Raw genomic sequence first — 23,969 nt, 5'->3', positions numbered from 1 at the left:
TATTATGCGACTTCTTTCAGCCGGACCGGTAGGACCATGGCCAGGTCGTCTTTGCCATCCGTCAGGATCATGGGAGAGTGCGGGTGCCCCATTTTCATGGTGACCGTATGCACTTTCTTTGCCTTGAACTGCTCCAGCCCCTCCAGCAGGTATTTCGGATTGAGGCCCCGCGCCTCAACGGGAGGCAGGCCGACCTTGGAGAGATAGGTGCCTCCTGGTGTTTCAAGAGAGAGTGTGCCCCCGTCAAACCGGATCGGCTTTCGGGTTTTTGCGGTGATAAAGCCGTTGAGATACCTGACTTCATCCAAAAGCTGATCCACATCAACGGGATATTCCGTACTGAACGATGTGGGAATCGCCCTTTCGACATCGAAGCCGTCATAGCCGGGTATCCGGGTGAGCACACGCAGCGTTTCGCTTTCAACCGCCGCCCACTCCTCTCCAACGGAGATCGTGCAGTCCTGATCCTTGAACATCGTAAGCTCTGCCATGACCTCCGGCGGAATGTAAAAAGGTTTTTCCACATTGACGGCGGGATCGGTGCTCATTGCCAGGCGGTAGCCGTCCACAGCGATGATCTTGTCCTTCAGAAATTCAATACAGCACTGATTTGGTCTGGCGTCATTCGAGGAAACGGCGTATTTCACCCGCTTGAACCGCTCCAGCAGTCTTTTCGGATTGACAGGGTAATGGCGGTCCAAAGGCTTCTCCTTGAGCTCGGGGAAATCGGAAGTGCGCTCCGTACTGCGTTTCAGGCTCCGTTTCCCGTCGCTGATAGAAATTTGGCCCCTCGGATCAGGGTTTGTCTCTGTGGGTTCAATCGTGTAAGTGAGCTCCAGTTCTCCGGAAAAGTATTTGCAGGCGGAGAGGATTTTCCGGGTCCCCACAAACACAAAGGAGAAAGAGTCCCCGACTGCGGGAATTGTACTCATACACCACTGGTCTAAATTGGTGCAGGTCAGGACACAGTGCCCATCCTCAAAGCGGACCTGTGCTTCCTCCAAAATAGGAAGGCGGGAACGCTTGGCGGCAAAGCGCAGCACATTACCCAATGCTTCGTGGAAGTGTGCGGCGTCAACATAGGCATGGAAGGTACTCATGCGGCTTTCCTCCTCGTTGGCTGTTTTTGAAAAGATCGGATGTTCACCGATTTGGTAGAGAAGGTGGTCTGCTGTACGGTGTTGCAGCCGATGACCAGAATGTTGTAGATCATAGTGACCACGGCAGTGGCGGCCATCAGGTTTGCCACGATGGTCTGCGGGGCGGAGACCGACGCCTCCGCACAGGAGACCTCCGTGGGGAACAGATCTTCCGGGGTGCTTACCTCCGGGTAAAGCATCCCCACAGGCTTGTAGACGGTTTTACCGGCTCTGCGGATGCCGCAGACAATTTGGCCGGTGTATTCTCCATTCCCGGAGTCAATGTAGACCAGGTCCCGCGCTCTGAGGAATACCTCGTGACAAAGTTTACGAGACTTGTTGTTATCCACGGCTCCGATCAAAATGACCAGTTCCGAGTTGGTGACCCATCTGCCCGTGTTTGGCTCAGACCCATACACATAGTGGCGAAATACTTCGGGCCTAAGCAGTTCTTCCAGTTGTCCGGCATCCTCGATAAAACGGGGAATATACGAGGTTTCAAGGCCGAACACATCGGAATATCGCTCTGCGATTACCCTGGCCTTGTTTTCGCCAAGGTCAGCCTCTGTGAAATTCTGGCGCACCAGATTTTTAGGCTCCACTTTATCACCGTCGCAGATGATAAATTTCACCGGACGCTCCAACGCATATAAGAGCCGGTAAAGGTGCGGCGCAATGTGGGCTCCGGTCCCGCCGGCGCCCAGCATGACGATCTTTACAGGCCGTTTTTTTGAGAAGTTCATGCGGCCACCCCAAAAGCGCCCTCTGCATCCGTGCAGATCTGTGTCAGCCATTCCGGGGGAAAGTGCCCTACCGGGGGCATCTCCAGGACCTGCTCGGGGGCAATCTCCAGGAAGCGCCCGCCGTTGCTGATGCGCACCGTGATCTCCGGGAAGTAACGGTCCAGCCGGCCGACTACCATATAGACCCGGGTTGCCCTTTCGTCATGGTCATCCGTCTTGGAAAATACCGCGGGCATCCGGTTGTGGGAGTGCAGGTCAGCGTAGTGGATATAGCGGTCGCTGGTCATCAGCTCTTCATCGTCCAGAAGGGCGTCAACAGAAACTCCGCTCACGATCTGCTTCGGGACGCGGATAAAGTACCGCTGCTCCTGCTTATCCCAGTAGAAATGCACCAGGGCCTCCGCCGGTTGCCGCCCCTTTCCCTTGCGCATCATCGTGCGGAACAGGCCTATGGCCTGCTCCATCAGCGAATAGGGAATGCGGGGCAGGGACGGGTGGAAACCCGGCCGGATCTCATCCAGCACGGTGATGTTTTCAGCGGGGGTGACAAACTCCCCCGCGCCTGTAATACGGCGCTCATAGACCTTTCCATCCCGCCCGGGGATAAAGGTGATGGTTTTAGGCGAGGCCTGGGCCTCCGACAGATACAAAAAAGCGCCCTTATATGCACTGGCATCTCCCTTTTTCTGCATACTGATTGAGGGTTTGACCAGGCACTTGGGGTGCTTGTCGGTTGCCTTCTTCAAAGCGTTGATAAATTCCTTGGAGGTTTCGATCTCGCGCTTGATTTGGCCGATTTTGGTTTTCTTGGGGAGAACGATCTCCTTGACGATCTTGCCGTAAACGACTTTCCAGCTCAGGCTCTGCGCTTCGTCAAACTCCGGAAAGTCCGTCAGCTTGGAGAGGCGGAGTTCATCGAATGTCTGCTCGGTGTCTTCGATGGGCGCTTCCGATCCATTGTAGGAGAACACCGGAAGCTGGGCGAAGATGGGTTCGGCCACTTTTGGGGCGGTCTTTTCTTCTTGACGCTCCATAGCGGCAAGAAGGGGATTGTCCTCCGCTTCCTCCGGCTTATCAGAGGCATGGTCCTCCTCACTTTTCGGCGCGGGAGGTGATTTTGGCTGTGGATCTTGAGGGGCCGGAGATTTGGAAATCTCATGGGACTCATCCTCTTCCACGGTCTCGTGATTCTGGTCGGTTTCGTCTTTCTCTTCCGGGATTGAGTCATCTGCCTGCACAGCGCCGGCGCCTTCTGCCGGAGGCTGTTCTGTCGCTTCTCCGCCCGCGAGCAGATCAGCAAATGGGTTTTGGGTGTTGCTGCCGGTCAATTCAGTGAAGCCACTCAGGTCGAATGGGTTGTCACCGCTTGCGTCGGCTGTCCCTCCGGGGAAAGTAAACAGGTTTTCATTCATGGTCGTTTGCTCCTTTCTGTGTTTAGTGCACAAAAAAGCCGCAGCCGCCCCTTGAATGGGGTAACTGCGGTTTTTGTGCGTGGTCGGTCCGGTATTTAGGTTCTGGCAAGTCTCCGCTTGGGGCGCATTGGCCCCTCACGGGTAAAAATCTGACCTACAAAATCTGACCTAAATACAAGTAGAGCATACCACCTTTTTCATCTCTTGAACAGTTGCGCTTTTTGCCAGGATGTGCCACAAATAAACCAACGGAGCTATAATTGCCATCCCGTGGCGGCGGTTCGCAGGGTTAAAAACCTTTGGTAAATTCCCTCCTTTTGCAGCAACTCATGATGTGTTCCCCTCTGAACAATCCGTCCCTGGTCTATTACAATAATCTGGTCGGCGTTTCGGACGGTGCTCAGGCGGTGGGCAATCGAGATCAAGGTCTTATCCTTTGTCAACTCCTGGATGGCAGATAAAAGCGCCTGTTCATTCTCCGGGTCCACGCTGGAGGTCGCTTCGTCCAGAATGATGATGGGAGCATCTTTCAAAATGGCCCTGGCGATGGAAATACGCTGCTTTTCTCCGCCGGAGAGGGTGGAGCCGCCCTCTCCGATGATTGTGTCGTACCCATCAGGGAGAGATAGAATGAAGTCATGGCAGCAGGCCCGTTTTGCGGCCGCTATCACCTGCTCACGGGTGGCTTCCGGCCGGCCAAACCGGATGTTGTTTTCCACAGAGTCGTGAAAAAGGTACACATTCTGAAAGACCATGCTGATGTATTCCAGCACACTGTCCGCAGTATAATCCCTCACATTTTTCCCGCCAATCCGAACGGTCCCTTCCTGCACATCCCAAAAGCGGGCAATCAGATTGCAGAGTGTAGTCTTGCCGCTGCCGGAGGGCCCTACAATCGCGCAGGTGGTGTGCTCCGGGATTTCCAGTGAAATATCATGGATCACCTGACGGCCCCCATAGCCAAATGAGATATGCTCCAGAGAAATATCATAGTGGGACACAACCAGTTTCTCCGAGCTGGTATCCATCTTTGGAATGTCGGTGACCTCCTCCAGCCGGTCCAGTTCCGTATTGATCTTTTTACTCAGAAAGGCGCTGTTGCCCATCGTCTCCAAATCGGAATAGACTGTGAAAGCGCAGAACAGGAAAGTCAGGCAATAAGGCCGGCTGATCTGCCCCGCCAGATACAGCAGAGCCGCCGCCGCAATCAGCACACAGCTCATGAGCTTAAAGGTCAGCCCATAGAAACGGAGGACGCCAGCTGTAGCCTTTTCCTGGCCGTAGTCCGCATCCCATTTTTTCTGGAACGCAGCGCGGACTTCCACCTGTCCCTCCTCGCCTTTGGAAAAAGAACGCAGCACCGAAATGCCCCGTATGTATTCCATCACCTTACCGACCAGATGCTCCTGGGCCTCCTGGTAAATGGGGGCATATTGGGCGGCGCGAAGCCGCACCCAACGCAGGACCAGCATCCCAAGTGCCAGCCCCACAAGGCTCAATCCCGCAATCACCGGGCTGAAAAAGAACATCATCACGGACATCAGTACAGCCATAGCCACACCGCTGGTCATCTGCTCAATCGCCAGCATGGAGTACCCCTCCAGATCAGCAATCGTGGTGGTGAGCATGGCCTGAATGGTGCCCAGATTTTGTTCTGAGAAATATCCCATGGGCGCCTGCTTCAGCCGTTCCCCAATCTCCAGACGGTAATCCCGGAAAATGTCATAGCCGGACCCGCTCATGGTACGGTCATACATCCACTGGAAAAAGAAGCGGCCCAGCACACTGCCCAGAATTACGCCAAAAGCCTGCCCGATGATGGCCGGGGAGAGTCCATCCAGATGGAGCAGAATCCAGAATACACCGAACATCATAAAACCGTTGAAGAAGGATTTCAGAATGTTGCAGACGATGCCTGCCACAATTTTTCTCCGGCTGTTTCCCGCAATCTTAAAGACACGGCAAATCATTTCAAACATCTTCTGCGCCTCCTTCCGTAGAGCCTGTGTAGTCCTGCCACATCTTTCGGTAAAGGGGGCAGCTCTGCAGAAGCTCCTCCTGGATGCCCCGGCCCACAATCTCACCGTTGGCAACAACCAATATCTGGTCGGCATTGCGGATTGTATTCAGCCGGTGGGCCACGACAATCAGAGACTTTCCCACCACCAGCTTGCTGATAGCCTGCTGGATCAGCGCCTCGTTCTCAGGGTCTGCATAAGCGGTCGCCTCGTCCAAAATAATGACGGACGCCTGCTTGAGCATGGCCCGCGCAATGGTGATGCGCTGCCGCTCTCCGCCGGAGAGGCGGGCCCCGGCATCGCCGGCCATGGTATCATAACCCTGCTCTAACTGCATGATAAAGTCGTGGCAGTTGGCGGCCTTGGCCGCAGCCTCTACTTCCTCGTCGCTGGCATCTGGATTTCCCATGCGGATGTTTTCCCGAATGGATTTGTCAAAGAGAAAATTGTCCTGGGCTACATAGCTGATTTCACCCATGAGCTGTCCAAATGGGATGCTACGAATATCCTGCCCGCCAAAGTGGACCGTACCGGAGGTTACATCCCAAAAACCGGCCATCAGCTTGGCAATCGTAGACTTCCCGGAGCCGGATGGACCAACTATGGCGGTCATGGTACCGGGCTGTGTCTGGAATGAGATACCGTGGAGAATTTCGGCTTCGTTATAAGCAAAATGGACATCCTCAAATTGATAACACCGCTCCCCAAGCTCTGCGGGCTCTGTGGGGCGGACAAGTTCCGGTGTTTTCAAAAAGGCGGTGACCTGTTCCAGATTGCCCTTAATCATGCTGACCTGCTCCATGGCTTCGGATACCTTCATCAGAGGCGCAATGAACCCCAGAGGCACCACCAAGGCCACCAGAAAGACATGGAGGGAAAGACTTCCCTCCATGTAGAGCCACGCTCCCACTGGAAGGGTCCCCAGAAGCGTAGAAGGGAGGACCGCCCGGGCCGCCGCGTTCCAAAGCCAGCACTGGCTCCACCATGCCATGGTGGAATCGTGGAAATAGCGGACAGAATCAGCATACTTTCCATAGGAAGCTGCGGACCGGTTGAACGCCTTAATGACCTGAATGCCGTTGACATACTCCACCAGAGCACTGTTCATCTCGTTGGCAGAGCGCATATAGTTCTCCATGCGGGGCCCATATCCCCGCATCATGGCGGCAAAAAAGAGGGTGCCCAGCGGAATTGTCACCAGTGCGGCCAGCCCCATCCGCCAGTCCAGCAGAAAAATCAGAAGAATACTGCATAGGGGCGCGGCGATGTTAGAGGGCAGTTCCGGCATGAAATGGGCCATGGAGTCCTCCAGCTTCGCCACATTGTCCACAATCAGATTTTTGAAAGCTCCTGTGGGCGTTTCCAGCATGACGCCCATGGGGATCTTCGCCATCCGACCTGTAATGGCCTCCCGGATATTTTTCAGTATGGTAAAGGAAATTTTGTGGGACATCAGGGAGGACCGCCAGGTAAGCAGCATTTTTATGATCTGGCAAACTGCGGCGCCTCCGCAGAGAAACAATACCAGCTTGGGCGTTGCAGTCCCCCGGTACAAGGCGTCCGCGAGGACAGCCACCATTAAAAACGGGCCTATGCCAAACAGTTCTCCCAAGACAGCCAGGAAGATGGAGAGGAGCATTTTACCGTTGTTTTCTCCCACGAAAGCAAAGAGCTGCCGAATCGTTCCCGGTTCTTTCGACTTCATAACCAGCCTCCTTTCAGGCCACAAAAAATGCAAGGAGGGTATTGCAATTTCAAGGGTCCTGTGCTAAAATTTGAATTACGATGTAATATTACAGTGTAATTTTAGTATAGGACGGAGGGACAGCGAATGTCAAGAGACTTTCAGCAGACACACGAAAATCTTTTGTTCTGCGCCCAAAAACACTTTCTGGAATACGGTTTTGAGCGGGCCAGCATCCGGGAGATCTGCAAGGACGCCCATGTGACCAATGGAGCTTTTTATAACCACTTTGACGATAAGGAAGCCCTGTTCGGCGCGCTGGTGGAGTCTGTTGTCCAGGAGGTCAAGGCCATCTATGAGGCGTCAGTAAATGAGCACATGGAACTGGCAAAGACGGATGACTTGAAATCCCTCTGGAAACTGTCGGAGGAAACGCTGTCGGTCATTATCGAATACATCTATGAGCATTTTGATGTATTCCGGCTGCTTCTCATGCGGGCGGAGGGCACGCGGTATTCCTCCTTTTTGGATGATGTTGTCTGTCTGGAAACCCGGGTCACGCTGAAGTTCTTTGCGGAATTGAAATCTCGGGGCTTCCAGGTCCGCGAATTGGCGGAAGAGGAGTGGCATATTCTGCTCCATGCGTATTTTGCATCTCTGGCTGAAGTGGTCATGCACAACTTCCCCAAGGAGGCCGCGCTGAAATATGTTCATACGCTTGTCTCTTTTTTCAACTCCGGATGGCAGACAGTTTTGGGGATCTGATCCCCAAAATTTTTGCGCAATAGTTAGCATCTACTAACCAAATGATGTGGAGGTGAAACCGCAGCGTCCCCTTTGCACGGGGTTTTGCAACACTTAATTCTTTTCAGAAAGGACATATTAAAAATGGAAAACACAAAGAAGCTCACAGGTAAAGACCTAATCAATGTCGGCATTTACACAGCCATGACCCTCGTTATTTTCTTTGTTGTCGGCCTGCTTACTGCGCTGCCGGTGGTTTACCCGTTCCTGTTCATAATTTGGCCTATCGTCTGCGGCATTCCTATGATGCTCTACTATACCAAGATTCAGAAGTTTGGTATGCTGACCATCACAGGTATCATCGGCGGCATCTTTTTCTATCTGATCGGCTATGGCTGGATCGGCCTGCTCGGCTGGGTACTCGGTGGCATTCTAAGCGATGTCGTGCTCAAAATCGGCGGCTATCAGAAATTCAAGGCCACTGTTCTGAGCTATGCCTGCTTTTGCCTTGGCATCATGGGCTGCCCCGCCAATCTCTGGTTTGCCGGCGAAGCGTATTGGGAAAACATCCACACCTCCATGGGCGATCAGTACGCAAACACTTTACAATCCCTGATGCCCTCCTGGATGCTGTATGTGGGCTTTGCGCTGCTGTTTGTGGGCGGTATTTTGGGTGCGCTGCTGGGTCATAAAATGCTGAAAAAACACTTTGAGAGAGCTGGAATTGTGTAATGGAGCAGTTTCAAGCGGTTGTTGAAAACAGAACAGGCTTTTGCTTGGACCCACGAACCAAGCTGCTGCTGATGGCCGTTGTCGCTACCGCGGAATTTCTATACAGCCACACCGCCTTTATGATCGCGGTGGCGATGATTCCCTTCGTCCTGTTGTTGACTAACCGGCAGTATAAGACGGCAACGGTGTTCTTCTGCCTGTTCGCGGCGGGGCTGTTTGTACAGGCCATCCAGAACTCCGTCCAGTTTCCCATGATCGTCAATATGCTGGTAGTCCTGTTGGTGGGACTGGTCCTGCGGCTCTTTCCGGCCTTTGTGATGGGGGCCTACATCATCAAATCCACCACGGCCAGCGAGTGCATTACCGCGCTGGGCCGGATGCACATTGGGCGGCAGATCACCATTCCGCTCTCCGTCCTGTTTCGCTTTATCCCTACCATGCAGGAGGAGTCGGCCGCCATCAAGGACGCCATGCGGATGCGGGAGGTCCAGTTCGGGACAAAGAAATTCTGGCAAAACCCCGCCGCCCTGATTGAATACCGTTTTATTCCCCTGATGATCTCGGTGGTCAAAATCGGGGATGATCTCTCCGCGGCGGCCCTGACCCGCGGCTTGGATAACCCGGTCCGGCGCACCAATATCACAAAGGTCGGTTTTACTGGCTGGGATCTGCTGGCGGTGCTGATTGCCGGAGCCGCACTGCTCTCCACATACTTTTTCAGTCCGTGGTAAGGAGGTGATACCGTGATCGAATTGAAAGATGTTTCCTTTACTTATGAGAGCGGAGAAACCCAAAATAACCTGAACCATATCAATCTGACAATCCAGGATGGCGAAACCATCCTGCTCTGCGGAGAGTCCGGCTGCGGCAAGACGACGCTGACCCGGCTGGTCAACGGTCTGATCCCGCATTATTACGGCGGGAAGCTGACCGGGCAAGTCCTTTTAGACGGGAAAGAGTTAAAAGACTATCCTCTTTATCAAATCGGGCAACGGGTGGGGTCTGTATTCCAAAACCCAAGGACTCAATTCTACAATGTAGATACGACCAGCCAGATCGTTTTTGGTTGTGAAAACATGGCCCTGCCAGTCCCGGAGATGCGGGAGCGCCTGGAAGAGACTGCCCACAGCCTCAAGCTGGAAAAGCTGCTGAATCGGAGCTTGTTTGCTCTGTCCGGCGGAGAAAAACAGAAAATCGCCTGTGCCTCTGCCGACGCAATCCACCCGGACATCTTTGTACTGGACGAGCCATCCTCCAACCTGGATATTGCCACTATCGAAGATTTGATTGGTGTGATTCGGCACTGGCAGTCCGAGAAAAAGACTGTGATTGTCGCGGAACACCGGCTTTATTATCTCGTTCCCTACGCAGATCGAATTCTTTATATGAAGCACGGAAGTATTGTACGGGAATTTACCGGGACGGAGTTTCAAAAATTATCGCCCGATGAATTGCAGGGGATGGGGCTGCGGGCACTGGACCCATTCCACCTGCCCCCAGAGGCCGCCCCCAAACCGGCCGCTCCGAAATTACATATCAAGGGGTTCCAGTTCTCCTATGAAAAGCACGGCCCCCTCAATGTGGATATTCCAGACCTGACCCTGCCTCAAGGCGAGATCATTGGCATCATCGGAAACAACGGCGCGGGAAAATCTACCTTTGCCCGGTGTCTGTGCGGTCTGGATAAAAAAGCAAAAGGTGTGCTTGAAATGGATGGGACCCCCTATGACGCGAAGCAACGCAGGCATATCTCCTATATGGTAATGCAGGATGTAAACCACCAGCTATTTACGGAAGATGTGCTGGACGAATTGCTGCTCAGTATGGGCGGTGAGGACGAGAAAGCTGACACGGCCCGCGCCAAGGAGATACTGAACAGCCTGGACCTGTTGGACAAAGTAAAGCTGCACCCCATGTCCCTGTCCGGCGGTGAAAAACAGAGGGTGGCGATTGGCAGTGCAATAGCCTCGGACAAAAAGATCCTGATATTTGACGAGCCTACCAGTGGATTGGATTACCGGCATATGCTGGAGGTGTCGGACAACTTAAACCGCTTGAAAGAGATGGGAAAGAGCCTGTTTCTGATCACGCATGACCCGGAACTCATTTATAAATGCTGCACCTACCTGTTGTTCATTCAGGGGAGCAAGGTGCTGTGGCATCGGCCAATGGATGGGGAAGCTGTGAAGCTCTTGCGGGCTTTCTTCTCCCACGAGCAAGAAACAGGTGCGGTCAATGCCTCCTGATAAAAAACTGCACGCTTCCGGCGAGGATTATTTGGAGGCCGTGCTGGTGCTCCAAAAGGAAAAAGGAATGGTACGCTCCGTGGGTGTGGCCCGGTATATGGAGGTGTCCAAGCCCAGCGTGTGCCATGCGGTGGCAACACTAAAGGACGGTGGCTTCCTCACCATGGACGAGGACTTTTCCCTGCGCTTGACCGATATAGGCCGAGAGGTGGCTGAGCAGACCTATGAGAAGCACTGTTTTTTCACCCGCCGGCTTATCGCGGCTGGTGTCGATCCCCAGACTGCGGAACGGGAGGCTTGCCGGATGGAGCACACCATCAGCCAGCGGTCCTTTGAATTGTTAAAAGGGGCGGTGGAGCCGGAATGACCGGTAAGCAGTCAGAAGAAAGGGAGGACCCCGCGTGGGGAAATTGCTGATTTTATCCGTCACCAATGGCGAGGAACAAATTCTGGATAGGATCAAGGACTTCCTGGCGGAAGAGCCTGGAATCGAGGTCGTGGAGCCGCCCGCCGCAAAGCACACCCTCACCATTCCCGGCCTGGAGCTGCACCTGCGCAAGCAGACGGTAAAGTGGCAGGGCCAGCCTCTCCACCTTACGCACCTGGAGTTCTTCACGCTGGCTTATCTGGCCCGGCACCCCGGCTGGATTTTTACACAGGAGCAGATTTACGAGGCCGTATGGCACGAGTTCCCGGAGGACTGCGGCGCGGCCGTGGTCAACATCATCAGCCAGCTCCGCCGGAAGATGGGACCGGGAAACCCGATCCGTACCGTCCCCCACAGCGGCTACAAGTTCGAGCTGCCTTCTGCGGATTAGGTGCGCGGGAAAGAGTAAGTTCAACAATCTATGCAGATTGATTGCCATTTACCTGAAAGAAAATGAGCAGAGGGTACGGGCTTGTAAGTATCATTTATTTCTGTTATCATGTCAGTGTGAACAAATAGGGATCGCCGTAATTCCGGCGGTCCCTATTCCTATGTCCACGGGCTATCGTTTCGTTAGAATAATTGCCCAAAACTTGGAAATAATGATTGCAAGGCGGTGAGGTCATGGCAGAAAAACATCAGGTTGATAAAAGCATCGACGAACTGGTTGATATTCGTGATGTAAAGCTGGATAGCAGCTTGGGACAAGCGGAACGCATCCAGTCATTTCTTCAGCAAATCAAAAATCCCTACTGCTTCAGAGTGGGAGATGTTGTTGTCAATGTGGCCTATACAGAGGGTGGTCCAACCCTAAACGACTGCTTTGCTGATATGCTGTCGCTCCTGTGAGGATTTACCTGAAAATGCGGCTGGACTTTTTTGACCCGCTGTGGTAAACTGAGCATGGACAAAATCAGTGAAACTCCAGTCGTCATGATGGCCTGGCCGTCAATATCTCGACAGGAGCGGTAGCTATGCTAAATGCAGATATGATTTATGAAGCCGCCGACTACCTTAGACTTTCTAAGGAAGATGGCGACTTTTCTTTATCCAATGATAAGCTGGAGAGCGACAGTATTTCCAGCCAACGGGCTATAATCGAACGATTTGTCGCTCAAAATCCGAATATCAAGCTGGTAGCGGAGTTTTGTGATGACGGTTATACCGGAACAAATTTTGATCGTCCGGACTTCCAGAGAATGATGGAAGCTGTTAAGGCCGGTAAAATCAACTGTGTTATCGTGAAAGACCTTTCTCGGTTTGGTCGTGACTACATTGACGCAGGAAAATACATTGAGAAGATTTTTCCTCAGCTCGGTGTACGCTTTATCGCAGTCAACGACAACTACGACAGCTTAAATCATTCCACCGGGGACAGCCTTGTTCTGCCCGTAAAAAATTTCCTGAATGACTCATACAGCAGAGACATCTCCATCAAGGTGCGGAGTAGTTTTGAAAGCCGTCGCCAAGACGGCGAGTTCATTGCCAATTATACAGCTTACGGTTATCTGCGCGACCCGGAAAATAAAAATAAGCTGGTTATAGACGAGGTGGCCGGTGAATATGTGCGCGAGATCTTTCAGTGGAAGATTGAGGGCATGAGCCCTGTCACCATTGCTGAGAAGCTGAACGGCCGCGGGGTCCTGCCACCGTCAGAGTATAAACGCTCCATTGGGATCAAATACAAAACCGCCTTTCAGACCAGTAGCCGGAGCAAATGGAGTCCGAAAGCGGTGATCCGTATTCTGACCAACGAGCTCTACACGGGTGTTCTGATCCAAGGCCGCCGCACAACTCCAAACTATAAAGTAAAAAAAGTTATCATCAAGGACAAGAGTGAGTGGAGCCGTATCGAGAACGCTCATGAGGCGATTATCCCAGCCCGGGAGTTCCAATTAGTGCAGCGGCTGATGCAGGAGGATGGCCGTCGGGCACCAGGCTCCGATACGGTATATCCTCTGTCCGGGCGTGTCTTCTGCGGGACTTGCGGCGCACTGGCAAAGCGGAAATCCGTCTCTTATAACGGGAAAAAATATGCCTACTACGCCTGTCCCACAGCGAAAAAAACGGGAGGATGTGAGGGGCGGAACATTTCGGAGCGAGAGCTGGAAACGGCTGTCCTTACTACACTTCAATCTGAGATCAAACTGATTTTGGATGTAGACCGGGCTCTGGGGCAGGTTGAAGCATTGGCCTGGGAGCGTCGGGAGATTATGCGTCTGGAAGCGGCTATTTCTGCACAGGAAGCTGAAATTGCCAAATATAGAACGCTGAAAACCAGCGTTTACGAGGATCTTCGAGACGGGCTGATCACCCAAGATGAGTTTCTACACATGAAGCAGGACTTTTCTGAAAGGATTTCTTTCATCGAAGATGATATTTCGGGTTTGAAAACAGAGCTGGATGCCGTCCGAGCTGGTCTTGTCAACCAGACGGGGTGGCTGGCTCAATTCCGTCAATATCGAAATCTTGCCAAGCTCACTCGCACGGTGGTCGTCAATCTGATTGACAAAATCCACATTTATCCCGATAAAAAGATTACCGTCACCTTGCTTTGCAAGGACCAACTGACCGATGTGATTGCGTTCCTGCGGGAACAGGTGCAGACACAGCACGCCGCTGAAAAGGAGGCGGGTTGAGCATGGCCAGGAAGAAAAGAGTCCACGCATCCCCCATGCGCCCGGAGATCCAAGGGGCTTTATGGGTCGCCGGGCTTTATGGCCGCCTATCCGTGCTGGACAACGGCAAAGTGGATGGGGAGCCGATTGAAAGCCAGATCGCCATCATAGAGCAGTATGTCGCCGGTCATCCGGAATTGAAGATCGTAGAGCGGTATATCGACAACGGTTATACTGGGACAAATTTTGATCGTCCGAACTGGGAGCGAATGATGGCGGATGTTAAGTCCGGGCGGATTAACTGCATTATCGTCAAGGACCTTTCCCGCTTGGGCCGCAACTATATTGAGACGGGCCGTTTTTTGGAACGGATTTGTCCAAAGCTGGGTATCCGCTTCATCTCGGTGAACGATAACTATGATACGGCGGAGATCAAATCACAGGACGAATTTGCCGCGTCTCTGAAAAATATCGTAAATGACTACTATGCAAAAGATATTTCCCTGAAATCTGGCAGCGCCTTAAAAGCCAAACGGCAAAGAGGAGAATATATCGGTAGCTATGCCCCTCACGGCTATCTGAAAGACCCCTCAAACAAAAACCACCTGATTATCAACCCTGAAACCGCGCCGGTCATCCAGCAGATTTATCAATGGCGCGCCGAAGGGCTCGGATACGGGACAATCACACGAATGCTCAATGAGCGTGGTATTCCATCGCCGGGCCGCTATCGGTTTGAACACGGGATTGTTACCAATAACAACAAAAAAGGCAGCTCTCTTCTGTGGAATCGCCATGCACTCACCGATATTCTCCGCAACATTGTCTATATCGGACACTTGGCTCAAGGAAAATGTACGGCAAGTCTGGCCCGCGGCATACCCGTCCATCGCACACCGGAGTCTGAATGGGATATTGCCTACCATACGCATGATCCGATTATTACCGAGGAGCTTTTCAATCAGGTACAAGAAATCAACCGTTCGCGGGCAGATGCCTATAATGCCAATTATGGAGCCTGCAGCCACCTCCCCAAGGGTGATAACCCCTATCGGGAAAGACTGGTCTGTGCGGACTGCGGGACACAAATGAAGCTATATCGCAATCTAAGCAAAAACCATAAAAAGGCCTACTTCACTTATATCTGCCCCACCTACGAGGAACATCAGGAACTGCGATGCACCAAAAAGACGATACGCAGTAACGCTTTAGATGCCATGGTGTTAAAGACACTGAAAATACAGATGGAGCTCTTTTGCGATGCGCAACAAGTGCTGGAGCGGCTATCAAAGAAACAACCGAAGTTCCCTGCCCATACCGAAGAAAATGAATTGCAGCAGCTCGAACAGCAAGTTAAGCGGAAACAAGGGTATGCGACATCGCTTTATGCCGATTATCGGACGGGGCTTCTGACGCGGGAGGAATACACATTTGCCCGTGGCAAATACCAGGAAGAAGTAGCTGCCTTACAGGGGCGGATCAGCCAGCTCCAAGAGCGGCTTACCCTTACAAGCCAAGTGTCGGATTGTGCTAAAAGCTGGATGGCTCTGATTGAACAATACAAAAGTGCTGAAATCGTGTCCAGAGAATTGGTCACAGCATTTATCAGTGAGATCCGGCTGTCCGCTGACGGCTCCATCAAAGTCTCGTTCTTGTTCCAGGATGAATTATCTCGCATCCGGGCGCACTGCAAGGCTGTGGAAAGCGAGGTGGCATAGCATGACGGATACGCCTGCCGCTTACCTGCGGACTTCCCTGGAGGACTTTAACCGTGCTCATGGCCTTGCCGACCAAAGCCAGTCTATTAGCAACCAGCGGAAGGTAATTTTAGAATATGTTCAGCATAATCCAGAGTTTTCTGAAGTTCAAATCAGAGAGTTCATCGACGATGGGCTGACAGGTACCAACACGGACCGGCCGCAGTTTCAGGCGATGATCGAAGCTGCACGGCGCGGTGAGGTCAAGTGTATCATCGTCAAAGACCTTTCTCGATTTGGCAGAAACTATCTGGATGTGGGCGACTATCTGGAGCACATCTTCCCCTTTTTGGGGGTCAGGGTCATCGCGGTCAACGATGGCTATGACAGCAAACAGTATGAGGGCAAAACCGGCGGGATGGATATTGCCTTTCGCAATTTCATGTACGAAAATTACAGCCGAGATCTTTCCATCAAGGTCCGTTCCGCAATGCACTCCCGCATGAAAAAGGGGCGGTTTGTCAATCATGTTCCCTACGGTTATCAAAAAGCCCCGGGTGACAAGCATTTAATGGTGCCTGATCCAAACACAGCCCCCATTGTCCGCGAGATTTTCCAATCAATCATCAGGGGCAAAAGCACCTCTCAAATCGCAAAGGAATTGAACACCCGCGGTGTGCTTACGCCACTGGCCTATAAACAGCACCGTTTGAAGCCAGCGTGCCAAAATCGGGAGTTGATGTGGTCGCATATCACTGTGCTGAACATCTTAAAAAACGATAAATATACCGGGGTGATGACCAATCACACACGAGAGAGCCGGTATATGCGCGACAAAAACCAGCGCCGGGTCCCCCGCGAAGAATGGATCATCACCGAAAATACGCACGAAGCCCTTGTAACGAAAGAAGAATTTGACGCCGCCCACGCCATGATAAGGGAGGTAAAAAGACCCGAGCGAAAATCTCCCCCCGCCTGTGATACAGTGTTCTATTGCGGGCATTGTGGCAGGAAATTGAGGAAGTCTCATGGCCTTGATACCTATTTCGCGTGTGACACCCAGTTATACCAGGAAAACGCCACCTGCTCAAATATCCGATGGAGCAAAACAGATTTAGAGGCCGTCATGCTGCCGGTCTATAAGGCCCAGTTGTATTTGCTCGGAGAGCGGGCAAAAGAGCTGGCGCTTCAAGGCGACGGCCACCCAAATGAAAACTGGCCAGAGATGGTAGGAAAAATTGATCGTGAGATTGCCGCTTGCCAAGCGCAAAAAGTCCAATACTACGAAGCATACCGCAACGGCGACTTAGATCGGGGGGCTTTTGTAGAACAAAAGGCCGCCCTGGCCATAAGAATTGAACACCTCCAAGGCGAGCGCACGGAAATTGAACTGAAGCGCCAGGCACAACGGACACAGATTGAGGCGCGAGAGTCTGCCAAGCGGGAGCTGTCCCAATACCTTTATGCCACACATCTGGATGGGGCGCTCCTGACGGAGAGTATGTACCAAGCGATTGACCGCGTAAAAGTTTTTAGCAATGAGCGTATTGAAATCCGATGGAAGTTTGAAGACCTGTTTGCGGGACAAGGTTACCGAGAAAGGAAAGCTGTATGAGGGTCGCATTATATATACGAATTGCAAACGACAACACCGGGGATGCGATTTCGTATCAAGAGCAGGAATTGAGGCGCTGGTCAAACGAGCACGGGCATGAGGTTGTAGAGGTTTTCAAGGATAATGCCCCAGGAGTTCTTGCGGAATGTTTTGAACTTCAAAGGCTGCTCGCCCAGCTGGATGCTCACACCTTTGATGGCGTTGTCGTTCGTGGATTGAATAGGCTGGCGAGGAGCTATTACGATTTCCCACAGCTTGCTGATAAGTTTCAGAAAGCCGGAGTTAAAATCATCGTCCCCTATGATACCGACGATGCCTTTGCGGAGTGTGAGACGGGTTTCCATATTTTGAATGCGCTAAAGGCAACCTGGGAACGCGCATGAAGGTAGCGCAAAAATCAAGCAGGAAGCAGCGGTGCAGCGCACCAAAAATTTTATGTTTTACTTGACACATTAGGACGACCTAGGCCGTGTCGTGATCCCCAAGGAGATCCGCCGCACGATGAGAATCCGTGAGGGCGACCCTCTGGAGATCTATACCGACAAAGACGGCGGCGTCATTTTTAAAAAATATTCCCTGATGGGTGGACTGAGCGACTTCGCCGGCCAGATGTGCGAGACTCTGAACAAGACCACCGGACGGATTGCCGTAATTACAGATCGGGACACCTGCATCTCCGTAGCCGGAACGGCCCGCCGGGAACTGGCCGACAAGCGGATATCCGCGGAACTGGAAAACATCATGGAGGGCCGCCAGATCTATCAGCGCAAGGAGGCGGACAGTCCGCTCCCCATCTGCGAGGACACGGACAAATACCTTCTGGACGTGGCCGCTCCCATTCTCTCCGAGGGTGATGTTCTGGGCTGCGTCCTCTTCGCCGCCGCCCCCGGGGACGCCCCCACCGGCGAGACCGAATACAAACTGGCCCAAACCATTGCGGGCTTTTTAGGCCGCCATATGGAGACCTGAGCCCCTCCAGAGCTCCCCCCTTGTCCGCCTGAGGTCAGGTCCGGCATTGGGGGAGCTTGTTTTATGCAAAGGGAGGCTCGTGCCGCCCATCAAACTCCTCTTAATACAGCACAACCCCCCGGTCATCCGAACGTGACCGGGGGGCTACACGTGATTCTGGATTTCGATCAAATTGGTTACCTCTGACTTTCTGCGGATTTTTAACGCGCCAAACATCCGGTGCCTTGGGGAAACGACCTTTGCTTGCAGTTACCACTCGTACAACCAGTCGCACATTCGGTTCCGTCGTCTGCGATACTTCGCTGGAGGTTTGCCGTGTGCCTTCTCACGATCAGTGAGCCTTGTCAGGGAACTTGCGCTGCGGGGGTTGTTTTCCTTTGCCTCTGGACCTTCAACGCGGTGGACGCCGCCTAGGTTCGACGCCCGGTAAAGGGATTCGTGAGCTTTGCCTTAGTACATCGGACTCACCTCATCCTTTCTGGCTATATAATACAACATAATTGCAGTTTTGTCAAGCTCTATTTGTAAGAAATTCTAAAAACTTATGTAGAGAGGGGACTTCCCCTCCCTTCAGCCTCTGAAAAAGAGGACCAGAAGAATCCCATAGAGAATCGACGCGCTGATCCCAAACACCAGGACCGGCCCCGCCACGGTGAACAGCTTGGCCCCGGTGCCGGTGATGAACCCCTCGCTTTTGAACTCCAGCGCCGGAGAGACCATGGCGTTGGCGAAGCCGGTGATGGGCACCAGCGTGCCCGCTCCCGCCCGCTTGGCCAGCTTGTCGAAGAGCCCCAGTCCCGTAAGCAGAGCGGCTGCGAAAATGAGGGTCATCGATACGGCGCTCCCTGCGTCCTCCGCCGTGAGTCCCGCCTTTTTGTACAGGTTCAGCAGCCCTTGTCCCACCGTGCAGATCAGTCCGCCGATCACAAACGCCCATATCAAATTTTTTAGGATGGGCGAGGGTTTGGACTTGCCGTTGACATACTCCCCATATTCCTTATTGGTCATATCCATAAAACGCTTCCTCCTTTGGCTCGCATAGTTTTCCCCTTGACAGTAAAAAACATGCGTGTTATACTTGCATTACTTATTTACTTATTTACTAATTTACTAGATGGAGGCATTGCCATGAAGATCCCCACCGCACTCAGGCACAAACCAGTCATCGTAGCTGAGGATTATGAGCACGTTGACGGTCGGAACGCCTATCAAACCGACACTAAGGGCCTCTCTCTGGGCCTTGCACAGTGGAACGACCGTGGCAAAGTGGACATTTCCGCCAAAGTCTGGCGCTATACCGGCGAAAAGTGGTCCCGGCAGTCGGAGGAGCTCCCTCTCCACCGGGTCCTGGACCTGGCCATCCTTACCTGTCGTTCCCTGCTCTATTTCCGGGAGGAGGCCTACCGCTACCCAAAGGGCTACGACGAGGCCCACCCGGTCATCGACCGGGTGGGCCTCCAGGGGGATGCCATGACGGTGGTGGTCTGCACGGAAAACGACCATATCAGTGAGGATGTCCGCCTCTTTCGGGAGGCTCTGAGCCGGGACGGAGAGCTTCTGGGGGAGCGGATGCGGCTCCTTGCCAGTCTTTTGAAGGAGATGGGTTACTGATGTCCACCAGTGCGGAACGGAAAAAGGAGCTCACCGCCGCCTACAAGTCCCGTCCCACCGAGGGCGGTATCTGTGCCATTCGGAATACCGTCTCCGGGCGGATCCTGGTGCTCACCGCGATGGATCCCAGAGGTCAGCAGAACCGCTTTCTCTTTTCCGCGTCCACCGGCTCCTGCACCTTTCTTCCCCTTCAGGAGGATTGGTCCCGCTGCGGCGCCTCCGCTTTCACCTTTGAGATCCTGGAGACCCTGAAAAAGCGCCCCGAGCAGACCGACCGCGCCTACCGGGAGGACCTGGAGGTGCTGGCCGAGGCGTGGAAAGAGCGGTTGACGGCAGAGGGTGCTCTGCTGTATAATAAAAAATAATCCAATCAATATTTTTTTATAACGCAGAGGGGACGGGGATCCTACGTGGGAGCAACCACACCGGCAAGGCTGACGGGCGGCGGAGACCGCCTGCGTATTCTGGCCCATCTGGCCTGGCCCGCCATCATCGAGCAGATCTTGGGCACGATGGTGAGCTATGTGGACACCGGCATGGTGGGGGTCCTGGGCGCCACATCCACAGCGGCGGTGGCCATCAACGCCGCCTCCATCTGGCTGGTCAACGGCACCTTGGCCGGGATCGGCGTTGGCTATTCGGTCCAGGTGGCCAATGCCATCGGGGCGGGTGACCCGGAGCAGGCCCGCCGTGTCATCCGGCAGGCGGTGCTGGCCACTGCGGCTGCCGGTCTGGCCGTCCTGGCCGTGTTCCAGCTTTTGGCCTCCTATATCCCTGTCTGGCTGGGTGCCAAGCCGGAGGTGCTCCCTTATGCCGTGGAGTATCTGCGCTTTTACTCCCTGGGCCTTCCCTTCGCGGCCGCGGTATCTGTCTTCTCCTCCATTTTGAGGTGTATGGGAGACACCAAGCGGCCACTGCTCTTCAACACAGCGGCCAACCTGCTCAACATCGTCTTTAACTTCTTCCTCATTTACGAGACTCGGCCCGTCTCCCTGCTGGGCCGCACTGTCACCATTCCGGGGGCCGGACTGGGCGTGGCCGGCGCCGCTATCGCCTCGGCCATGGCCCTTGCGGCCGCCGGTGTCCTCACTTTCCGCGCCGCCTTTGACCGTCGACGGGAGATCCACATCGAATGGGGAGAGGATTTTCATCCGGACAGGGCCATCATCCGGCAGGCGGCCCACTTGGGCGTTCCCTATATCGCGGAGCGCGCCACCATCAACCTGGGCCAGGTCGCCATGACCTTTGTGGTGGCCAAGCTGGGCACCGTAGCCCTGGCCGCCAACCATATCGCCACCACTGCCGAGGGACTGTGTTATCTCCCGGCCTACGGCATCTCTTTTGCCGCCACTGCCCTGGTGGGACAGTCGGTGGGGGCCAAAAATCGGGAGGACGCCAGGGCCTATGGCACCTTGGCGGGCATTGCCGGCTTTCTCCTCTGCTCCGCCACAGGGTTGGCCCTCTTCTTCCTGGCCCGCCCTCTGGCCGGGCTCTTCACCACGGATCAGGCGGTCATCGACCAGGCCGCGCTGGTGCTGCGCATCGTGTCTGTGTCAGAACCCTTCTTTGCCGCCTTCATCGTGCTCTCCGGCGCCCTTCGCGGCGCCCACGATGTGCGCTTTCCCATGTTCCTGGCCCTCTTCTGTATGTGGGGGGTCCGGGTGGTCTGCGCCCCCATTCTGGTCTTTGTACTGGATGTGGGCCTGGCGGGCGTCTGGACCGCCATGGCGGCCGATCTCATCTTCCGCGGCGTGCTGTGCGCCTTTCGCTGGAAAAGTGGGCGCTGGGTGGCCAAGGCCGGGCTGGAGTAAGTGTTCTCCGGAATCTGACCCTGCCCGGCCAGCTCTATATCCGCCGCGTCAACAGGTGGACTTTCCGCGTCGCCGTCACGGTCGCCGCAAGTCCGCCGCATCGATGGCTTCTGATACAAAGTCAATACAAAGTGGGGGCCATCGGTTCCGGAAACGATGGCCCCTAAAAATATGCTGATTCAAGTTGGCACGCTCACGCTTCGCCGACCAGGGCCTCTCCGGCGGTGTAGATGTCTCCCGCCCCCACGGTGAGGATGAGGTCGCCCGGCCGGGCCAGCTCCCGCAGGGCCGCCGTCACCTCCGGCAGGGTGGCGCAGTAGCGGGCCCCTGGGATCCGGGCCGCCAGATCCTTGGAGGAGATGCCGATGTCATTGGTCTCCCTGGCGGCATAGATCTCTGCCAGCAGGACCACATCCGGCTGCTTGAGCACCTCTACAAAGTCATCGAAGAGCGCCGCCGTGCGGGTGTAGGTGTGGGGCTGGAAGGCGCAGATTACCCTCTGATAGCCCAGAGTGTGCGCGGCATCCAGCAGCGCCTTCAGCTCGCCTGGGTGATGGGCGTAGTCGTCATAGATCTCCGCGCCGCGAAAGCTCCCCTTATACTCGAAGCGGCGCCCCGCCCCGCCGAACTGCCCCAGTCCGCGCTCCACCGCCTCTCCGGACACCCCCAGGGCGGCGGCGGCGGCGGCGGCGGCCAGGGCGTTCTTTACATTATGGAGCCCGGGCACCCGCAGGGAGACATGGGCAAACCGCTCCCCCCGCAGGATGATGTCAAAGCTGGGCAGCCCCTTTGACCAGGTGAGGCCCGCGGCATGCACGTCGCCCTCCTCCAGGCCGAAGGTGGTGACGGGTCGGGTCTCGCCCGCCAGGGTGTGCATGGTGTTCTCATCGTCCCGGTTGGCAATGATGCGCCCGCCCTCAGGCACCAGATCGGCAAAGGCCCGGAAGGAGCTCTCCACATCCTCCAGGTCCTTGAAAAAGTCCAGATGATCGGCCTCAATGTTCAGGATGACGGCAATGGTGGGGAAAAAAGAGAGGAAGGAGTTGCAATACTCGCAGGATTCCAGGATGATGGTGTCCCCGGCGCCCACCCTGTGGCCCGCCCCCAGCAGGGGCAGGGTGCCGCCGATCATCACGGTGGGGTCCAGTCCCGCCGCCATGATGATATGGGTGCACATGGAGGTGGTGGTGGTCTTGCCGTGGGTCCCGGAAATACACAGAGCGTTTTGATATCCCTTCATAATGGCGCCCCATGCCTGAGCCCGTTCAAAGACGGGTATCCCCCGCGCCCGGGCCGCCGCGATCTCAGGGTTGCTGTCGTGGACGGCAGCGGTACGGATGACAAGCTCCGCATCCCCCACATTTTCCTCTCTGTGGCCGATGGCCACGGGAATCCCCAGGCTCCGGAGATGTGCTACGGCGGTGCCCTCCCGCATATCGGAACCGGTGATGACCATGCCCGCGCCGTGGAGGACCTCCGCCAGCGGAGACATGGACACACCGCCGATCCCCACCAGATGGGCCCGGCGACCGGGGGCGATATAGGTATGGATGTTGTGATCCATGGGTTTACACACCCTTTTTCAAAGTTTATAATGGGACTGTTCTCAAATATTATATTATACGGCCATTATAGACCTCAGGCAAGCAAAAGATACCAAAAAGGGGAGAGAAGATGGATTGGAATCAGGTGCCCACCCCGGTACGGGTCTGCTGCGCCGCCCTCTGGGAGGCCGGATACGAGGCCTGCCCCGTGGGCGGCTGTATTCGGGACACCCTGCTGGGGCGGCCGCCCGGGGATTGGGATGTGGCCTCCTCCGCTCTTCCGGAGACGGTGGTCTCCCTCTTCCCCCGCACCGTACCCACGGGCCTCCGCCACGGCACCGTGACCGTGCTGCTGGGAGACATGTCTTTGGAGGTCACTGCTTTCCGGCGGGAGGGCGACTATGCCGACGGGCGGCATCCGGACGCCGTGTCTTTCGGCGTGGGGCTCCGGGAGGACCTGGCCCGCCGCGACTTTACCGTGAACGCCATGGCTCTGCGCCGGGATGGGACCCTGGCAGACCCCTTCGGTGGGCAGGCAGATCTGGACGCGGGACTGATCCGCTGTGTGGGAAACCCGGACCGCCGCTTTCAGGAGGACGCGCTGCGCCTGCTGCGGGCCGTGCGCTTCGCCGCCCAGTTGGACTTCACCCTGGAGAACGGTACCGCCGCCGCCCTGCACCGAAACGCCGGTCGTCTGGACCTTGTATCCGGTGAGCGCGTCAAGGCGGAGCTGGAGAAGATCCTGCTCTCCCCCCGCCCCGCCCTGGCCGCTCTCCCCGCTGAACTGGGTATGCTCACCCGCGTCGGAGTTCCCGCCGCCCCTGTGGACCTGCGCGGCCTGGAGAGCCTTCCCCCCACGCCCGAATTCCGCTGGCGGCGATTCTGCCGGGTCTCCGGCCTGGATATCACGCGCCTCCCCGTGGAGAGGCGCATCCGCCGCGCGGTGCTCCGCTCGGAGG

General features: G+C 55.0%; 22 protein-coding genes and 1 pseudogene. 16 read left to right on the top strand and 7 right to left on the bottom strand.

The window, feature by feature from the left end:
- Positions 1 to 2 precede the first annotated feature (2 nt).
- The 5 genes from ABUA09_RS07035 to ABUA09_RS07015 form a co-directional block, all read right to left on the bottom strand.
- Complete coding sequence (locus ABUA09_RS07035; RefSeq protein ID WP_009259475.1) at positions 3 to 1,100, bottom strand: DNA polymerase III subunit beta; 1,098 nt, start codon at positions 1,098 to 1,100, stop codon at positions 3 to 5.
- Positions 1,097 to 1,882 carry a ThiF family adenylyltransferase gene (locus tag ABUA09_RS07030; RefSeq protein ID WP_009259476.1) on the bottom strand — a complete coding sequence of 262 codons (786 nt, stop codon included), beginning with the start codon at positions 1,880 to 1,882 and terminating at the stop codon, positions 1,097 to 1,099. The genes ABUA09_RS07035 and ABUA09_RS07030 overlap by 4 nt, the downstream gene beginning before the upstream one ends.
- A complete protein-coding gene (locus ABUA09_RS07025) occupies positions 1,879 to 3,294 on the bottom strand; it encodes a Mov34/MPN/PAD-1 family protein (protein ID WP_009259477.1) in 1,416 nt (471 codons plus the stop codon). Before ABUA09_RS07025 ends, ABUA09_RS07030 begins: the two co-directional genes overlap by 4 nt.
- A gap of 254 nt (positions 3,295 to 3,548) precedes the next feature.
- On the bottom strand, positions 3,549 to 5,273 hold the full coding sequence (locus ABUA09_RS07020) for an ABC transporter ATP-binding protein (protein ID WP_009259478.1): 1,725 nt from the start codon (positions 5,271 to 5,273) through the stop codon (positions 3,549 to 3,551).
- Positions 5,266 to 7,017, bottom strand: a complete 1,752-nt coding sequence (locus ABUA09_RS07015; RefSeq protein WP_009259479.1) for an ABC transporter ATP-binding protein — start codon at positions 7,015 to 7,017, stop codon at positions 5,266 to 5,268. Before ABUA09_RS07015 ends, ABUA09_RS07020 begins: the two co-directional genes overlap by 8 nt.
- Before the next feature lie 126 nt (positions 7,018 to 7,143).
- On the opposite strand from ABUA09_RS07015, the gene ABUA09_RS07010 reads away from it, so the two are divergent.
- From ABUA09_RS07010 to ABUA09_RS06955, 12 genes and pseudogenes are all read left to right on the top strand, one after another.
- On the top strand, positions 7,144 to 7,761 hold the full coding sequence (locus ABUA09_RS07010) for a TetR/AcrR family transcriptional regulator (RefSeq protein WP_009259480.1): 618 nt from the start codon (positions 7,144 to 7,146) through the stop codon (positions 7,759 to 7,761).
- Between the two features lie 123 nt (positions 7,762 to 7,884).
- Complete coding sequence (locus ABUA09_RS07005; RefSeq protein ID WP_009259481.1) at positions 7,885 to 8,472, top strand: MptD family putative ECF transporter S component; 588 nt, start codon at positions 7,885 to 7,887, stop codon at positions 8,470 to 8,472.
- Positions 8,473 to 8,516: 44 nt separating this feature from the next.
- The gene (locus ABUA09_RS07000) at positions 8,517 to 9,203 is read left to right on the top strand and encodes an energy-coupling factor transporter transmembrane component T (protein WP_226923284.1); all 687 of its coding nucleotides are present in this window, start codon (positions 8,517 to 8,519) and stop codon (positions 9,201 to 9,203) included.
- 12 nt (positions 9,204 to 9,215) lie between these two features.
- Complete coding sequence (locus ABUA09_RS06995) at positions 9,216 to 10,718, top strand: ABC transporter ATP-binding protein (RefSeq protein WP_009259483.1); 1,503 nt, start codon at positions 9,216 to 9,218, stop codon at positions 10,716 to 10,718.
- The gene (locus ABUA09_RS06990) at positions 10,708 to 11,085 is read left to right on the top strand and encodes a metal-dependent transcriptional regulator (RefSeq protein WP_080907314.1); all 378 of its coding nucleotides are present in this window, start codon (positions 10,708 to 10,710) and stop codon (positions 11,083 to 11,085) included. The genes ABUA09_RS06995 and ABUA09_RS06990 overlap by 11 nt, the downstream gene beginning before the upstream one ends.
- Positions 11,086 to 11,119: 34 nt before the next feature.
- Entirely contained in the window at positions 11,120 to 11,536 is a 417-nt protein-coding gene (locus tag ABUA09_RS06985) for a winged helix-turn-helix domain-containing protein (protein ID WP_009259485.1), read from the top strand.
- Between the two features lie 233 nt (positions 11,537 to 11,769).
- Entirely contained in the window at positions 11,770 to 11,994 is a 225-nt protein-coding gene (locus ABUA09_RS06980) for a DUF6870 family protein (RefSeq protein WP_009259486.1), read from the top strand.
- A 125-nt stretch (positions 11,995 to 12,119) separates the two neighbouring features.
- Entirely contained in the window at positions 12,120 to 13,784 is a 1,665-nt protein-coding gene (locus ABUA09_RS06975; RefSeq protein ID WP_021633441.1) for a recombinase family protein, read from the top strand.
- A 2-nt stretch (positions 13,785 to 13,786) separates the two neighbouring features.
- A complete protein-coding gene (locus ABUA09_RS06970; protein WP_009259489.1) occupies positions 13,787 to 15,481 on the top strand; it encodes a recombinase family protein in 1,695 nt (564 codons plus the stop codon).
- A gap of 1 nt (position 15,482) precedes the next feature.
- On the top strand, positions 15,483 to 17,075 hold the full coding sequence (locus tag ABUA09_RS06965) for a recombinase family protein (RefSeq protein WP_009259490.1): 1,593 nt from the start codon (positions 15,483 to 15,485) through the stop codon (positions 17,073 to 17,075).
- Positions 17,072 to 17,458 (top strand): recombinase family protein, encoded by a 387-nt coding sequence (locus ABUA09_RS06960; RefSeq protein WP_024723497.1) that lies wholly within the window; start codon positions 17,072 to 17,074, stop codon positions 17,456 to 17,458. The genes ABUA09_RS06965 and ABUA09_RS06960 overlap by 4 nt, the downstream gene beginning before the upstream one ends.
- A gap of 73 nt (positions 17,459 to 17,531) precedes the next feature.
- Positions 17,532 to 18,044 (top strand): annotated as a pseudogene (locus tag ABUA09_RS06955) (stage V sporulation T C-terminal domain-containing protein); the annotation flags it as partial.
- Between the two features lie 570 nt (positions 18,045 to 18,614).
- Here the strand turns inward: ABUA09_RS06955 and spoVAC are convergent.
- Positions 18,615 to 19,058, bottom strand: a complete 444-nt coding sequence (spoVAC, locus tag ABUA09_RS06950; protein WP_033116354.1) for a stage V sporulation protein AC — start codon at positions 19,056 to 19,058, stop codon at positions 18,615 to 18,617.
- Positions 19,059 to 19,172: 114 nt separating this feature from the next.
- Here spoVAC and ABUA09_RS06945 point away from each other — a divergent pair, with 114 nt between their 5' ends.
- From ABUA09_RS06945 to ABUA09_RS06935, 3 genes are read left to right on the top strand one after another with little or no spacing between them, the layout of a single operon-like run.
- Positions 19,173 to 19,655, top strand: a complete 483-nt coding sequence (locus ABUA09_RS06945) for a DUF6530 family protein (RefSeq protein WP_058117240.1) — start codon at positions 19,173 to 19,175, stop codon at positions 19,653 to 19,655.
- Entirely contained in the window at positions 19,655 to 20,020 is a 366-nt protein-coding gene (locus ABUA09_RS06940; protein WP_058117239.1) for a GIY-YIG nuclease family protein, read from the top strand. The genes ABUA09_RS06945 and ABUA09_RS06940 overlap by 1 nt, the downstream gene beginning before the upstream one ends.
- Positions 20,021 to 20,065: 45 nt before the next feature.
- Entirely contained in the window at positions 20,066 to 21,466 is a 1,401-nt protein-coding gene (locus ABUA09_RS06935; protein WP_195607878.1) for an MATE family efflux transporter, read from the top strand.
- A gap of 193 nt (positions 21,467 to 21,659) precedes the next feature.
- On the opposite strand, the gene murC is transcribed toward ABUA09_RS06935, so the two are convergent.
- Positions 21,660 to 23,030, bottom strand: coding sequence for a UDP-N-acetylmuramate--L-alanine ligase (gene murC, locus ABUA09_RS06930; RefSeq protein WP_058117237.1), 1,371 nt, complete (start codon positions 23,028 to 23,030; stop codon positions 21,660 to 21,662).
- Between the two features lie 110 nt (positions 23,031 to 23,140).
- Here murC and ABUA09_RS06925 point away from each other — a divergent pair.
- Positions 23,141 to 23,969, top strand: an 829-nt coding sequence (locus ABUA09_RS06925; protein ID WP_349949233.1) for a tRNA nucleotidyltransferase/poly(A) polymerase-related protein, incomplete at its 3' end; no start/stop codon positions are given.

The sequence above is a fragment of the Intestinimonas sp. RTP31139st1_F5_RTP31139_211217 genome (genome assembly GCF_040226735.1).
In the GTDB taxonomy this organism is placed as follows: Bacteria; Bacillota; Clostridia; order Oscillospirales; family Oscillospiraceae; genus Intestinimonas; species Intestinimonas butyriciproducens.
This window is presented reverse-complemented; position numbering and strand designations above follow the sequence as displayed.

Bases quoted from the DNA above. Each gene is read 5' to 3' on its own strand.
- ABUA09_RS07035 (WP_009259475.1), bottom strand. From the start codon at position 1,100: ATGAGTACCTTCCATGCCTATGTTGACGCCGCACACTTCCACGAAGCA.
- ABUA09_RS07030 (WP_009259476.1), bottom strand. From the start codon at position 1,882: ATGAACTTCTCAAAAAAACGGCCTGTAAAGATCGTCATGCTGGGCGCC.
- ABUA09_RS07025 (WP_009259477.1), bottom strand. From the start codon at position 3,294: ATGAATGAAAACCTGTTTACTTTCCCCGGAGGGACAGCCGACGCAAGC.
- ABUA09_RS07020 (WP_009259478.1), bottom strand. From the start codon at position 5,273: ATGTTTGAAATGATTTGCCGTGTCTTTAAGATTGCGGGAAACAGCCGG.
- ABUA09_RS07015 (WP_009259479.1), bottom strand. From the start codon at position 7,017: ATGAAGTCGAAAGAACCGGGAACGATTCGGCAGCTCTTTGCTTTCGTG.
- ABUA09_RS07010 (WP_009259480.1), top strand. From the start codon at position 7,144: ATGTCAAGAGACTTTCAGCAGACACACGAAAATCTTTTGTTCTGCGCC.
- ABUA09_RS07005 (WP_009259481.1), top strand. From the start codon at position 7,885: ATGGAAAACACAAAGAAGCTCACAGGTAAAGACCTAATCAATGTCGGC.
- ABUA09_RS06990 (WP_080907314.1), top strand. From the start codon at position 10,708: ATGCCTCCTGATAAAAAACTGCACGCTTCCGGCGAGGATTATTTGGAG.
- ABUA09_RS06980 (WP_009259486.1), top strand. From the start codon at position 11,770: ATGGCAGAAAAACATCAGGTTGATAAAAGCATCGACGAACTGGTTGAT.
- ABUA09_RS06975 (WP_021633441.1), top strand. From the start codon at position 12,120: ATGCTAAATGCAGATATGATTTATGAAGCCGCCGACTACCTTAGACTT.
- ABUA09_RS06970 (WP_009259489.1), top strand. From the start codon at position 13,787: ATGGCCAGGAAGAAAAGAGTCCACGCATCCCCCATGCGCCCGGAGATC.
- ABUA09_RS06965 (WP_009259490.1), top strand. From the start codon at position 15,483: ATGACGGATACGCCTGCCGCTTACCTGCGGACTTCCCTGGAGGACTTT.
- ABUA09_RS06960 (WP_024723497.1), top strand. From the start codon at position 17,072: ATGAGGGTCGCATTATATATACGAATTGCAAACGACAACACCGGGGAT.
- spoVAC (WP_033116354.1), bottom strand. From the start codon at position 19,058: ATGGATATGACCAATAAGGAATATGGGGAGTATGTCAACGGCAAGTCC.
- ABUA09_RS06945 (WP_058117240.1), top strand. From the start codon at position 19,173: ATGAAGATCCCCACCGCACTCAGGCACAAACCAGTCATCGTAGCTGAG.
- ABUA09_RS06940 (WP_058117239.1), top strand. From the start codon at position 19,655: ATGTCCACCAGTGCGGAACGGAAAAAGGAGCTCACCGCCGCCTACAAG.
- murC (WP_058117237.1), bottom strand. From the start codon at position 23,030: ATGGATCACAACATCCATACCTATATCGCCCCCGGTCGCCGGGCCCAT.